Origin of the sequence: Streptomyces sp. NPDC048420, from assembly GCF_040651535.1 — a bacterium.
Taxonomy (GTDB): domain Bacteria; phylum Actinomycetota; class Actinomycetes; order Streptomycetales; family Streptomycetaceae; genus Streptomyces.
On record NZ_JBEZKG010000014.1, the window covers coordinates 93,992 to 106,679 of the forward strand.

A 12,688-nucleotide genomic window follows, 5' to 3' on the forward strand; every position below is an offset into this window, starting at 1 on the left:
CGCATCCGCGCACGCCTTCGAGCCCACCTTCACACGGCGCCTACTGCACCACCCGGCCGTTCAGCACGACCTGGAGCGGGGCCGCCAGCACGCGTACGTCCGCGCGCGGGTCCCGTTCGTACACCACCAGGTCGGCCGCCGCGCCCTCGTCAAGACCCGGCCGTCCCAGCCACTCCCGGGCGCCCCACGTCGTCGCCGACAACGCCTCCAGCGGGGGGATTCCGGCGGTCACCAGTTCGGCGACCTCGGCCGCCACCAGCCCGTGCGGCAGTGTGCCGCCCGCGTCCGTGCCGACGTAGACCGGGATGCCGGCGTCGTAGGCGCCCCGGACGGTGTCGTAGCGGCGCTCGTGGAGCCGGCGCATATGGGCCGACCAGCGGGGGAACCTGGACTCGCCGCCGTCCGCGAGCTTCGGGAAGGTCGCGATGTTGACGAGGGTCGGGACGATCGCGACGCCCCGGGAGGCGAACAGCGGGAACAGGTCGTCCGTGAGGCCCGTCGCGTGTTCGACGCAGTCGATGCCCGCCTCGACCAGGTCCTTCAGGGAGTTCTCGGCGAAGCAGTGCGCGGTGACGCGGGCGCCCAGGCGGTGGGCTTCCGTGATCGCCGCCTCGACCGCGTCCCGGGGCCAGCTGGGGGCCAGGTCGCCCACCTCGCGGTCGATCCAGTCGCCGACCAGCTTGACCCAGCCGTCGCCCCGGCGGGCCTCCTGGGCGACGTACGCGACGAGGTCCTCGGGCTCGATCTCCCAGGCGTAGTTCCTGATGTACCGGCGGGTGCGGGCGATGTGCCTGCCCGCGCGGATGATCTTCGGGAGGTCCTCGCGGTCGTCGACCCAGCGGGTGTCCGAGGGGGAGCCCGCGTCGCGGATGAGGAGGGTGCCCGCCTCCCGGTCGGCCAGGGCCTGCTTCTCGGCCACGTCCTGGTCGACCGGGCCGTGGGCGCCCAGGCCCACATGGCAGTGCGCGTCCACCAGACCGGGCAGCGCCCAGCCCGACACCGTACGGACGTCACGGGCGGCGGCGGGACGGTCGTAGGAGATCCGCCCGTCGACCACCCACAACTCGTCCCGGACGTCCTCGGGGCCGACCAGGATCCGGCCCTTCACGTGCAGCACCGCGTGATCGCTCATGCACCGCACCCTAGCCAGCCGGCCTCACTGTTCCCAGGGCGGTGGTCCCTCGAAGGCGAGCTGGTGGACGTCGAAGAGGACCGCCGCCGCCACGCCGAGGGCGGATCCGCCCTGCCGGGCCGCCCAGGTCAGGAAGGGGCGCGGTTCGAAGGCCCCGGCGCCCAGGCCCTTGGTGTACTCGGTGTGCGCGGCCAGCGAGGCGATGCCCCGCTCCAGCGGTTCGCCGGTGACGTCCACGCCGTGGGTGGGGCGGTCGGTGCCCGCGACGGCCACGAAACGGACCCCGCCCCAGGGTTCGAGGCCCTCGTCGGCCAGCTCGGGGAAGATCCACCGGTTGCCCGCGTCGCGGGCCGCGTCGAGGGTGGCGAGGCCCACCACGCGGTGGTCGGCCTGGTTGACCACACCCGCGACCATCCGGACGGTGTACGCCCCCGTCACCACGACCTCAGGCCGGTGCCGTCGGATCGCCCGCACGATGTCGCGGCGCAGGGCCGGGCCGCCCTCGATCGTCCCGTCCCGGTGGTCGAGGAACTCGACCGTGTCCACGCCCACTTCACGCGCCCCGGCCCGCTCCTCGGCCTCCCGCAGCGGGGCAGCCTCGTCCGGGTGCAGCGCGTCGATGCCGGCCTCGCCACGGGTGACCAGCAGGTAGCTGACCCGCTTGCCCTGGGCCGTCCAGCGGGCCACCGCGGAGGCCGTGCCGTACTCGATGTCGTCCGGGTGCGCCGCCACGGCCAGACAGCGCTCCCAGTCCTCCGGCAGCGGAGCGAGGGCGCCTGCGCCCGTTTGTCGAGAGTCGTCATGCCCGGATTCTGGCGGTTGTCTGGCTGCGTACGGCAGAGGAACGTATGCCCCCATTTTTTCAGTTGGCGCCGTCTTCCTCCACGTCGGCCATCGCCGGGTCCAGGAGCCGGGAGAGGAAGTGCCGGGTGCGTTCATGACCGGGGTTGCCGATCACCTGGGCCGGGACGCCGTCCTCGACGATCACTCCGCCGTCCATGAAGACGACCCGGTCGGCCACCTCGCGCGCGAACGTCATCTCGTGGGTGACGACCATCATCGTCATGCCCTCCCGGGCGAGCATCCGCATGACCGCGAGCACGTCTCCCACCAGCTCCGGGTCGAGCGCCGAGGTCGGCTCGTCGAAGAGCATCACCTCGGGGCCCATGGAGAGCGAGCGCGCGATGGCGACCCGCTGCTGCTGGCCGCCGGAGAGGGAGGCCGGGTAGGCGTCGGCCTTCTCGGCGAGGCCGACGCGCTCCAGGTTCTCGGCGGCGACCTTCGCGGCCCGCGCCTTGTCCCGCCTGAGGACCCTGCGCTGCGGCAGCGTGAGGTTCTCGGTCACCGTGAGGTGCGGGAAGAGGTTGAACTGCTGGAAGACCATGCCGATACGGCGGCGTACAGCGTCGATGTCGACATCGGGATCGGTGAGTTCGGTGCCGCCGACGAACACCTGGCCCTTGGTGGGCTCTTCGAGCAGGTTCACGCAGCGCAGCAGCGTGGACTTGCCCGAGCCGGAGGGCCCGATCACACAGACGACCTCGCCCTGGCCGATCTCCAGGTCGATGCCCCTGAGCACCTCGTTGTCGCCGAACGCCTTGTGCAGGCCGCGTACTTCGATTTCTGCCCTGGTACTCACTTCACGGCCTCCTGGGCCTTGGCCTCCATACGACGGACCACGAACCCGAGCGGGATCGTCACCAGCAGATAGCACAGGCCCGCGACGAGGATCGGCGTGGAGTTGGCGGTCGTACTGGCCAGGTCGCGGCCGTACTTGGACAGTTCGCGCTCCTCCAGGGTGACGCCGAGGAACAGCACCAGCGAGGAGTCCTTGAACAGGAGGACCAACTCGTTGGTGAGCGGCGGGAGGATGATCCGGAACGCCTGCGGGACGATGATCGAGACCATCGCGCGGGCCGGTGAGAAGCCCAGTGAACGGGCCGCCTCCATCTGACCCTTGGGCACCGCCTGGATGCCCGCGCGGATCGTCTCCGCCATGTACGCCGCCGCCACCAGGCCGAGCGCGAGGGCGACCTTGCCGTACGTGCCGCCGATGATCTCCGTGCCCGGGAAGGCCAACGGGACGGCCACGCCGATGAAGATGAAGATCAGCAGGGCGGGCAGACCGCGGAAGATCTCGATGTAGACACCGGCGAACCAGCGGTACGGGCCGACGGAGGACAACCGCATCAGGGCGATGACCATGCCGAGGACGAGTCCGACGACGAAGCCGGACAGCGTGTAGAGCACGGTGTTCTTCAGCGCCAGCGTGATGACGTCCGGGAACATCCGGTCGGCGATGTCCGCCTGCGCGAACTGGTTCTTCAGCCGCCCCCAGTCCGCCGAGACCGCGAAGGCGATCACGGCGGCGACGAAGACGACGTACTGGACACCGCGGGACAGGCTGCGCTTCTGACGCCGCGTCAGTCCCTTCTTACGGGGCTGGAGTTGTGCGTCGGCCGCGTTCATGAGGCGGAGGGAGAGGCGGCCGACTCGTCGTACGGGCCGATCCACTTCTCGTAGAGCTTCTTGTACGTGCCGTCCGACTTCGCGTCCGCGAGCGCCTTGTTGACGGCGGCGAGCAGCTTGGTGTTGCCCTTCTTCACCGTGAAGCCGTACTGCTCACCGGTGTTGATGTTGTCGGCGACCTCGAAGGCGTCGGCGTTCGCCTTGGTCTTCAGCCAGCCCTGGACGACCGGGTAGTCGATGACGACGGCCTTGACCTGGCCGGCGCGCAGGCCGTTGAGGACGGCGTCGGAGGACTCGAAGGAGACCGGGTCGAAGCCCTGGGCCTTGACGTAGTCCTCGCCGGTGGTCTGCGCCTGGGCGCCGAGCTTGGCCTTCTTCGCCTTCGCGTCGGCGAGCGAGGTGATCCCGCTGCCCTTGTCGACCAGGAGTGCCTGGGTGGCCTCGAAGTAGGGGTCCGAGAAGTCGACGTTCTTCTTGCGCTCCTCGGTGATGGTCATGCCGGCCGCGGCCAGGTCGCACTCACCGGAGTTGAGGAAGGCGCCGGTCTTGAAGTTCTCGAAGGGGGTGTCGAGGATCTCCTGCTTCACCCCGAGGTCCTTGGCGACCAGGTCGACCAGCGAGACGTCGAAGCCCTGCACCTTGCCGTCGATCTCCGACTGGAAGGGCGGGTAGGGCAGATGGGTGCAGGTGGTGAGCTGTCCGCCCTTGACCAGTTCGACCCCGCCCGCGGCGGTCTTCGAACCGCTGCCGCCGTCGTCGGTCGAGGTGCACGCGGTCAGGAGCAGCAGCCCGGCCGTGGTGGTGGCGGCGGCCAGGAGACGGGCCGGGGTACGGGCTCTGCGGCCGGGGACGGTGTGCACGAGGACCTCCGGTGGGGGGAAACGATGTGGTCGCCGGTCGGGTTGGGGCGCCGGTTACTCTCGTCACCTCTACCCCATCCGAGAAAAAGGCACCGCCGTGACACACCCGCTCCTGGACCTGGCCCCGCTGAGCGCCGCCCGCTTCGCCGAGATCGAGGACCGGGTGGCCCGGCTGCTGGACACCCGGCAGGACGTCGTGATCATGCAGGGCGAGGCGCTGCTGCCGCTGGAAGGGGCGATCCGGGGGACGGCCGGTCCGGGGACGACCGCGCTGAACGTCATCACCGGGCCGTACGGGCAGACCTTCGGCGACTGGCTGCGGGACTGCGGGGCGACGGTGATCGATCTGGCGGTGCCGTTCCACACGGCGGTGACGGCCGACCAGATCGCCGAGGCGTTCGAGGAGCACCCGTCGATCGACTTCGTGTCACTCGTGCACGCGGAGGCGGCGACGGGCAACACGAACCCGGTCGCGGAGATCGGGGAGGTCGTACGGCGGCAGGGGGCCCTGTTCTACCTGGACGCGGTGGCCTCCGTGGGCGCCGAGCCGGTGCTGCCGGACGCGTGGGGTGTGGACCTGTGTGTGATCGGGGCGCAGAAGGCGATGGGCGGTCCCGCGGGCGTCTCGGCGGTGTCGGTGAGTGAGCGGGCGTGGGCGCGGATGGCGGCGAATCCGGCGGCGCCGAGGCGGTCGTACCTTTCCCTCCTGGACTGGAAGGAGCGGTGGATCGACGGCGGCCGGCGGGCGTTGCTGCACGCGCCCGCGCAGTTGGAGATGCTGGCGCTGGAGGCGTGCGTCGAGCGGATCGAGGCGGACGGGTTGGACGCGGTGACGGGGCGGCACCGGGCTGCCGCGGCGGCGACCCGGGCGGGGGCGCGGGCGTTGGGGGGCGGTCTTGAACCGTACGTCCACGCGGACCACGAGGCCGCGCCGGTCGCCACGACGTTGCGGGCGCCGGCGGGGGTTCTCGCCTCGGAACTGGTGTCCCGGGCGCTGGCCGCCGACCCCGCGCTGCCGCTGGCCGCGGGTGGGGGTGCACTGGCGAAGGAGATGATCCGGGTCAACCACTACGGGGTTGACGCGACTCGGGGGGCTGTGCGGGCGAGTCTGGCGGCGTTGGGGGCGGCGCTGACGGAGAAGGGTTCGGCCGTGGACGTGGAGGGCGCACTGCGCGCCGCGGACGAGGCCTGGCGGTAGTCGTCGGCTGAGGTTCCGGGGGCTGCGCCCTCGGCCCCCATCGGCCCGAAGGGCCTCGTCCTCAAACGCCGGACGAGCTGAGAGATGCCGGGTGGGGCTGGATGGTGCCGTGTGTGCGGTGCCACCCTCGGTCCATGACAACAGACGCCCCCGCCACGCTGCCCGACGGCCGCCCCCTGCCCTTACTGACCGGCGCAGAGCGCCCCATGCTGGAGAGCTGGCTCGACTTTCACCGGGCCACGCTGGAGTTGAAGTGCGCGGAGCTGGACGACGCGCAGGTACGCCTTGCCTCCGCCGAGCCCTCCGCGCTCACCCTGCTCGGGCTGGTGCAGCATCTCGCCGAGGTGGAGCGGAACTGGTTCCAGCGGGTGGTCGGCGGGCTCGATGCGCCGCCCGTCTTCGAGGAGCCGACCGGGTACACCCTCTCCGCTGAGCGCGGGCTCGACGAGGCGCTCGCCGTCTGGCGGCGGGAGATCGAGCGCGGGCGCGAGGTGTGCGTGGGGCTGCGGCTGGACGACACCGGGCGGATCAGCGACGCGCCGATGGCCGGCGTCGAGGTCAGTCTGCGCTGGGTGCTCATTCACATGATCGAGGAGTACGCGCGCCACAACGGACACGCCGACATCTTGCGGGAACGGATCGACGGGGTTACCGGAGCATAATTCCCAAGGTAATTCCGGGGTTTATCAGAGAACAGCTTCCCGTATTCTTCTGCCCGCTTTCCCTCGACCTAAACGCAAAGATTCCGCGAAGGCGAACCGGCGTAATTCGGGTAGTTCTCGTGGAGGTTACACGGCTGTGACGCGTTACACATCTTGATCAGTTTGCCCCTTATTTGTGGGGCAAAGGCGGACAGAACGGTCAGATCTCGCGCGGTCGTACGCGCCCGCGTGATAACACACAGAGCCCCCGCACGGAACCCCACCCGGCAATGCAATTTTGAATTTCCCTCGGTAAATTCAATTCGCATGACTGCCGTACAAGCAGACCTGCAAATCGATCGGCCGACGGTCGCGGACGGAGCCGCGCTGTGGCGGATAGCGCGCGACTCCGAGGTTCTCGACCTGAACTCGTCGTACAGCTATCTGCTGTGGTGCCGTGACTTCGCCGCCACCTCGGCCGTCGCACGGAACGAGAGCGGGGACCCGGTCGGGTTCCTCACCGGGTACCTCCGCCCGGACCGCCCCGACACCCTGCTCGTCTGGCAGGTGGCCGTGGACTCGGCGTACCGCGGCCGCGGTCTCGCTGCCGCCATGCTCGACGGACTGACCGCGCGGCTCGCCGCCGAGCGCGAACTGACCACCGTCGAGACCACCGTCTCACCGGGCAACACCGCCTCCGAACGGCTGTTCACCGCGTTCGCCGAACGCCGTGGCGCCACCGTGCGGCGCGAGGTGCTGTTCGACACCGGCCTGTTCCCCGACGGACCGCACGACCCCGAGGTCCTCTACCGCATCGGGCCCCTCTCCCCCGGTTCCCCCACCCCCTCCGCCTGACCCCCCACGCACTCCGAGGAGCGATTCGTCGTGACCATCACCCAGCCCGACCTCAGCGTCTTCGAGACCCTTGAGTCCGAGGTGCGCAGCTACTGCCGCGGCTGGCCCACCGTCTTCGACCGCGCGCAGGGCAGCCGCATGTACGACGAGGACGGCCACGCGTACCTCGACTTCTTCGCCGGCGCCGGTTCACTGAACTACGGCCACAACAACCCGGTGCTGAAACGGGCGTTGATCGACTACCTGGAGCGGGACGGCGTCACGCACGGGCTCGACATGTCCACCACCGCCAAGCGCGCCTTCCTGCAGACCTTCCAGGACCTGGTCCTGCGCCCGCGCGATCTGCCGTACAAGGTGATGTTCCCGGGCCCGACCGGCACCAACGCCGTGGAGTCGGCGCTCAAGCTGGCCCGGAAGGTCAAGGGCCGCGAGGCCATCGTGTCCTTCACCAACGCCTTCCACGGGATGTCCCTGGGGTCGCTGGCCGTCACCGGCAACGCCTTCAAGCGGGCCGGCGCCGGCATCCCGCTCGTCCACGGCACCCCGATGCCCTTCGACAACTACTTCGACGGCACCGTCGAGGACTTCCTGTGGTTCGAGCGGCTCCTGGAGGACCAGGGCTCGGGCCTCAACAAGCCGGCCGCCGTGATCGTCGAGACCGTGCAGGGCGAGGGCGGCATCAACGTGGCCCGCCGCGAGTGGCTGCAGGCGCTCGCCGCGCTGTGCGAGCGGCAGGACATGCTGCTCATCGTCGACGACATCCAGATGGGCTGCGGACGGACCGGCGCCTTCTTCTCCTTCGAGGAGGCGGGCATCACGCCGGACATCGTCACCGTGTCGAAGTCGATCAGTGGCTACGGACTGCCCATGTCCCTGTGCCTGTTCAAGCCCGAGCTGGACATCTGGGAGCCGGGCGAGCACAACGGCACCTTCCGCGGCAACAACCCCGCCTTCGTCACGGCCACCGCCACCCTGGAGCAGTACTGGGCGGACGGGTCCGCGATGGAGAAGCAGACCCGCAAGCGCGGCGAGCAGGTCGAGCAGGGGCTCATCTCCATCACCGAGGAGAACCTCGCCGACATCAAGGAGTACCGCGGGCGCGGGCTGGTGTGGGGTCTGGAGTTCCACGACAAGGAGCGCGCCGGGCGGGTGGCGCACCGGGCCTTCGAACTCGGGCTGCTCATCGAGACGTCGGGCCCCGAGAGCGAGGTCGTGAAGCTGCTTCCGGCCCTCACGATCACCCCCGAGGAACTGGACGAGGGGCTGAGCATCCTCGCCCGTGCCGTCCGCGAAACCGTCTGAAACACCACCTAGGAGGCATCGCAACACCGTGATCGTCCGTTCGTTCAAGGAGATCGAAGGCACCGACCGGCATGTGAAGGCCGCGTCCGGGACGTGGGAGAGCAAACGCATCGTTCTCGCCAAGGAGAGGGTCGGCTTCTCCGTGCACGAGACGATCCTGTACGCGGGTACGGAGACGTCGATGTGGTACGCGAACCACATCGAGGCCGTCGTGTGCGTCGAGGGCGAGGCCGAGCTCACCGACGACGAGACCGGGCAGAAGTACACGATCACGCCCGGCACCATGTACCTCCTCGACGGGCACGAGCGGCACACGATGCGGATCAAGGAGGACTTCCGCTGCATCTGTGTGTTCAACCCGCCCGTGACCGGCCGGGAGGACCACGACGAGAACGGCGTCTACCCGCTGCTCACCGAACCCGAGGAGGTGTGATGACCGCGACCATCACCGACCTGTACCCCAGCCGCGGCGCCACCGAGGTGTCGACCCCGCGCAAGGACCCGGTCGTCTGGTCGGCGCCCGGCGCGCCGGGGCCGATCGCCACGGCCGAGCTGGAGTCGTTCGAGCGCGACGGCTTCCTGGCCGTCGACCAGATCATCGGACCCGACGAAGTTCCCGTATACCAGCGGGAGTTGGAGCGCCTCACCAGCGCTCCGGAGATCCGCGCGGACGAACGCTCGATCATCGAGCCGCAGTCCAAGGAGATCCGGTCCGTCTTCGAAGTGCACAAGATCAGCGAGGTGTTCGCGAATCTGGTGCGTGACGAGCGGGTCGTCGGGCGGGCCCGGCAGATCCTCGGCTCGGACGTCTACGTCCACCAGTCGCGGATCAACGTCAAGCCCGGTTTCGGGGCCAGCGGCTTCTACTGGCACTCCGACTTCGAGACCTGGCACGCCGAGGACGGCCTGCCGAACATGCGCACGGTGTCCGTCTCGATCGCGCTGACCGAGAACTACGACACCAACGGCGGCCTCATGATCATGCCGGGGTCGCACCGCACCTTCCTCGGGTGCGCGGGGGCCACCCCGAAGGACAACTACAAGAAGTCCCTCCAGATGCAGGACGCGGGCACGCCCTCGGACGAGGCGCTGACCGCGATGGCCTCCGAGTACGGCATCAAGCTGTTCACGGGCAAGGCCGGTTCGGCGACCTGGTTCGACTGCAACTGCATGCACGGCTCCGGGGACAACATCACGCCGTTCCCGCGCAGCAACGTGTTCATCGTGTTCAACAGCGTGGAGAACCAGGCCGTGGAGCCGTTCGCGGCGCCCATCCGGCGCCCCGAGTTCATTGGCGCAAGGGACTTCACCCCCGTGAAGTGACCTGGTGGGCTGATCTCACAGCCACGACAGCGACGCGGCCCGCTCCAGTACGTTCCGTACGGCGGCCGCGTCGCCGTCGGCGTTCCGGGGCACGGTGTCCGGCGTGTACCGTCCGCCGACCAGCAGGCAGAAGTCCACGGGATCCAGGGTGAGTTCGGCCGCCACGGGATCGCTCTGCGAACCCAGCACCCACTGTTCGCCGCCCCTGACCGCGAACAGCACCGGCGCTGCCTCGCTCCCGAGGGCCGACCCGAGAATCCGCACGGCCAGCCGCACCAGCTGCCCCAGATGCTCCTCGGGCGGCGGCGGTACGACGACACCCAGCGCACGGCCGATGTCGTCGGTGTGGATCCACGCCTCGAAGCCCCGCACCACGAAGTGCTCGGTGACGGGCAGCCGGAGCCCCATCAACAGCGTGGTCCGGGCGGCGAGTTCGGGGTCGCGGGCATGCGCGGTGCCAAGCAGCGCGGCCGACTGCGCGGACCAGTCGGCGACGGTCTCCTCGGGCGTACGGCCGTACTCGTGGGCGATCACCTCGGCGGTGCGCCGCTCCCAGGCAGCCGCCCAGTCCGCGTCCTCGTCGATGCGCGCGCCGGGCACCCGGGCGGCCAACCCCAGCCGTACGGCGAGGTGTTCGTCGGCGGCGAGCAGATGGGCGACGGTGGCGTGCACGTCCCAGTCGTGCACGACCGGGGTGGACCAGCGCCCCGCCATCTCGGGCAGCAGCGCGTTGAGTCCGGCGACCGCGGCCGCGTAAGGGGCGGCGTGCCGGGCCACCGACGGCGGGGCGGGGCGGGTGCGCCGGGCGCGGGTGAGGAGGGCGTCGAGGGCGGATGATCCGGGGACGCCGACGCCGTTGTGCACCGGGTGGGCCGGTGGCGGCCCGTCCAGCAGTCGTACGGTCTCGCGCAGCCGTTCCGCCTCCGCCGCACAGCTGTGGCACTCGGCCAGATGCGGTGGGATTCTCCGCCCCTCGGCCGGATCCAGGGCGCCGAAGGCCCAGGCGGCCAGCAGGTCTCGTACGCCGTCGTGATCGGTCACCGCTCGCCCCCTTCCCTGTGTTCCCCTGCCGCCATCATGCGCCCTTCTCCCACGCCGGGTCGGGTGGGTCGGCCAAAGTCTCCGCCAGGGCGCGCAAAGCGGTGCGCAGCCGGGTCTTCGCGGTGCCCTCGGGGATGCCGAGTTCGACGGCGGCCTGCCGGTAGGTGCGGCCCGCGAAGTAGGCGAGGTGCACCACCTCCCGCTGTGGTTGCGGGAGTTCGGCGAGGGCGGAGTGCAGCAGGAGGGAGCGCTCCCGGTCGACGACCGCCTCGGCCGGGCCTGGAGAGGCATCCGGGATGGCGTGCAGCGCCAGGTCGTCGGCGCGGGCGTCCTTGCGGTGCCGGGCCTCGCTGCGCACCCAGTCGACGGCCCGCCGGTGCGCCAGCACCGACAGCCAGGTGCGCAGGCTGCCCCGGCGCGCGTCGAAGGCGTACGGCCTGCTCCACAGCTGCGCGAAGACCTCCTGCGCCACGTCCTCGGCCGCGGCTCCGCTGCGGGTCACGCGCATGGCGACCGCCCGCACCAGCCCGCCGTACGCCCCGTACGCCTCGGCCAGCGCGGACTCGTCGCCGTACACCAGCCGTCGGTGCAGCTCCGCGTCTGCGGGTTGCTGTACGGACGTCGTCCCGTCCGTGGACTCCACGGCACCACCACCCCTTGGTGCCCTTCCTAGCGTCCCGGGCGGCCCGGCGCCAGTGGTTCAGGGAGACAGGGCCTCCAGAAGCCGGTCGACATCGGCGGCCGTGTTGTAGAGATGGAAGGAGGCGCGCAGGTTGCCGGCCCGGTTGGACACCTCGATGCCCGCCGCGCTCAACTCGGGCTGCCGCCCGCCGAGTCCGGGCACGGACACGATCGCCGAGCCCGGTGCGGGCAGGGGGGCGTGCCCGAGGCCGGCGAGTCCCGTACGGAAGCGGTCCGCGAGGGCGAGGTCGTGGGCGCGCACGGCGTCCACCCCCAACTCCTCCAGGAGTTCGAGGGACCGGCGTGTTCCCGCGTAGGTGAACAGGGCCGGGCTGATGTCGAACCGCCGGGCGGAGTGGGCCGGTTCGGCGACGGGGCCGTAGCAGCTGTCCCACGGGATCTCCCCGGAGACCCAGCCGGCGAGCACGGGCTTCAGGTCGCCGAAGCCCTCGGACTCCTCCGGCACGACGAGGAAGGCGGCGCCGTGCGGGCCGAGCAGCCACTTGAAGGTGGTCGAGACGGTGTAGTCGTACGACTCGGCGTCCACCGGGAGCCAGCCCGCGGCCTGCGAGAAGTCGACGTAGGTGCGGGCCCCGTGTGTCCTGGCCGCTTCCCGCAGGGCGGGCAGGTCGGCGATCCGGCCGTCGGCGGACTGGGCGGCGCTGACGGCGACGAGGGCGGTGCCGGGGCGGACGGAGTCGGCGAGCCGTTCCAGCGGCACGATACGGACCTTGAGGTCACCGCGGGTGTGGAAGGGGTTCACGACGGAGCTGAAGTCGTCCTCGGCGGTGAGGACTTCGGCCCCCGGCGGCAGCGAGGCGGCGACCAGCCCGGAGTAGCTGGACACGGACGCACCGGCCGCGACCCGGGTGGCCGGGACGCCGGCGAGCCGTGCGAACGCGGCGCGGGACGCCTCCACGTCCTCGAACAGCGGATCCAGCGGCCTGCCCTCGGCGCGGATCAGCGCGGCCTCCTGGAGGGCGGTCACGGCACGGGCGGGGAGCAGACCGCTGCTCGCGGTGTTGAGGAAGGTGTTCTTCGGGGCGAACTCGGCGCGGACGAGGCTCTCGAAGGTCTCCATGGGTCCACTGTGGGGCCGGAAGACCTCTCGGTCCATTGCGATTTTCTACGTGGTTTCACCAAGGAACGCTTATACGTCCGCTGTGCGTCCGCGCCGACCTGCGTG

General features: G+C 70.4%; 14 protein-coding genes. 6 read left to right on the forward strand and 8 right to left on the reverse strand.

The window, feature by feature from the left end; translation table 11 throughout:
- Positions 1 to 40: 40 nt before the first annotated feature.
- From AB0D34_RS26910 to AB0D34_RS26930, 5 genes are all read right to left on the reverse strand, one after another.
- Positions 41 to 1,132, reverse strand: a complete 1,092-nt coding sequence (locus AB0D34_RS26910; RefSeq protein ID WP_362665619.1) for an amidohydrolase family protein — start codon at positions 1,130 to 1,132, stop codon at positions 41 to 43.
- 24 nt (positions 1,133 to 1,156) lie between these two features.
- A complete protein-coding gene (locus AB0D34_RS26915; protein ID WP_362665621.1) occupies positions 1,157 to 1,864 on the reverse strand; it encodes a PIG-L deacetylase family protein in 708 nt (235 codons plus the stop codon).
- A gap of 130 nt (positions 1,865 to 1,994) precedes the next feature.
- Positions 1,995 to 2,771 carry an amino acid ABC transporter ATP-binding protein gene (locus tag AB0D34_RS26920; protein ID WP_362665623.1) on the reverse strand — a complete coding sequence of 259 codons (777 nt, stop codon included), beginning with the start codon at positions 2,769 to 2,771 and terminating at the stop codon, positions 1,995 to 1,997.
- Positions 2,768 to 3,601: an amino acid ABC transporter permease gene (locus AB0D34_RS26925; RefSeq protein WP_362665625.1), complete on the reverse strand. Its 834-nt coding sequence runs from the start codon at positions 3,599 to 3,601 to the stop codon at positions 2,768 to 2,770. The genes AB0D34_RS26920 and AB0D34_RS26925 overlap by 4 nt, the downstream gene beginning before the upstream one ends.
- Positions 3,598 to 4,461: an ABC transporter substrate-binding protein gene (locus AB0D34_RS26930; protein WP_362665627.1), complete on the reverse strand. Its 864-nt coding sequence runs from the start codon at positions 4,459 to 4,461 to the stop codon at positions 3,598 to 3,600. The genes AB0D34_RS26925 and AB0D34_RS26930 overlap by 4 nt, the downstream gene beginning before the upstream one ends.
- A gap of 97 nt (positions 4,462 to 4,558) precedes the next feature.
- Between AB0D34_RS26930 and AB0D34_RS26935 the strand changes: the two genes are divergently transcribed.
- The 6 genes from AB0D34_RS26935 (at position 4,559) to thpD (ending at position 9,780) form a co-directional block, all read left to right on the forward strand.
- A complete protein-coding gene (locus AB0D34_RS26935; RefSeq protein WP_362665629.1) occupies positions 4,559 to 5,659 on the forward strand; it encodes an aminotransferase class V-fold PLP-dependent enzyme in 1,101 nt (366 codons plus the stop codon).
- Between the two features lie 134 nt (positions 5,660 to 5,793).
- On the forward strand, positions 5,794 to 6,321 hold the full coding sequence (locus AB0D34_RS26940) for a DinB family protein (protein ID WP_362665631.1): 528 nt from the start codon (positions 5,794 to 5,796) through the stop codon (positions 6,319 to 6,321).
- 306 nt (positions 6,322 to 6,627) lie between these two features.
- Complete coding sequence (ectA, locus tag AB0D34_RS26945) at positions 6,628 to 7,155, forward strand: diaminobutyrate acetyltransferase (protein ID WP_362665633.1); 528 nt, start codon at positions 6,628 to 6,630, stop codon at positions 7,153 to 7,155.
- Positions 7,156 to 7,185: 30 nt separating this feature from the next.
- A complete protein-coding gene (ectB, locus tag AB0D34_RS26950) occupies positions 7,186 to 8,457 on the forward strand; it encodes a diaminobutyrate--2-oxoglutarate transaminase (RefSeq protein WP_362665635.1) in 1,272 nt (423 codons plus the stop codon).
- Between the two features lie 28 nt (positions 8,458 to 8,485).
- Positions 8,486 to 8,890 (forward strand): ectoine synthase, encoded by a 405-nt coding sequence (locus tag AB0D34_RS26955; RefSeq protein WP_020140787.1) that lies wholly within the window; start codon positions 8,486 to 8,488, stop codon positions 8,888 to 8,890.
- Positions 8,890 to 9,780: an ectoine hydroxylase gene (gene thpD / locus AB0D34_RS26960; protein ID WP_362665637.1), complete on the forward strand. Its 891-nt coding sequence runs from the start codon at positions 8,890 to 8,892 to the stop codon at positions 9,778 to 9,780. Before AB0D34_RS26955 ends, thpD begins: the two co-directional genes overlap by 1 nt.
- Before the next feature lie 15 nt (positions 9,781 to 9,795).
- Here thpD and AB0D34_RS26965 read toward each other — a convergent pair whose 3' ends face one another.
- The 3 genes from AB0D34_RS26965 to AB0D34_RS26975 are packed head-to-tail and all read right to left on the reverse strand — an operon-like array spanning position 9,796 to position 12,583.
- Positions 9,796 to 10,821 (reverse strand): maleylpyruvate isomerase family mycothiol-dependent enzyme, encoded by a 1,026-nt coding sequence (locus tag AB0D34_RS26965; protein WP_362665639.1) that lies wholly within the window; start codon positions 10,819 to 10,821, stop codon positions 9,796 to 9,798.
- Positions 10,822 to 10,855: 34 nt separating this feature from the next.
- On the reverse strand, positions 10,856 to 11,464 hold the full coding sequence (locus AB0D34_RS26970; protein ID WP_362665641.1) for a sigma-70 family RNA polymerase sigma factor: 609 nt from the start codon (positions 11,462 to 11,464) through the stop codon (positions 10,856 to 10,858).
- Between the two features lie 57 nt (positions 11,465 to 11,521).
- On the reverse strand, positions 11,522 to 12,583 hold the full coding sequence (locus AB0D34_RS26975) for an aminotransferase class V-fold PLP-dependent enzyme (RefSeq protein ID WP_362665643.1): 1,062 nt from the start codon (positions 12,581 to 12,583) through the stop codon (positions 11,522 to 11,524).
- Between the last annotated feature and the right edge of the window lie 105 nt (positions 12,584 to 12,688).

Excerpts from the sequence above, each read along its gene's own strand:
- AB0D34_RS26925 (WP_362665625.1), bottom strand. The coding sequence starts at position 3,601 with ATGAACGCGGCCGACGCACAACTCCAGCCCCGTAAGAAGGGACTGACG.
- AB0D34_RS26910 (WP_362665619.1), bottom strand. The coding sequence starts at position 1,132 with ATGAGCGATCACGCGGTGCTGCACGTGAAGGGCCGGATCCTGGTCGGC.
- AB0D34_RS26940 (WP_362665631.1), top strand. The coding sequence starts at position 5,794 with ATGACAACAGACGCCCCCGCCACGCTGCCCGACGGCCGCCCCCTGCCC.
- thpD (WP_362665637.1), top strand. The coding sequence starts at position 8,890 with ATGACCGCGACCATCACCGACCTGTACCCCAGCCGCGGCGCCACCGAG.
- ectA (WP_362665633.1), top strand. The coding sequence starts at position 6,628 with ATGACTGCCGTACAAGCAGACCTGCAAATCGATCGGCCGACGGTCGCG.
- AB0D34_RS26975 (WP_362665643.1), bottom strand. The coding sequence starts at position 12,583 with ATGGAGACCTTCGAGAGCCTCGTCCGCGCCGAGTTCGCCCCGAAGAAC.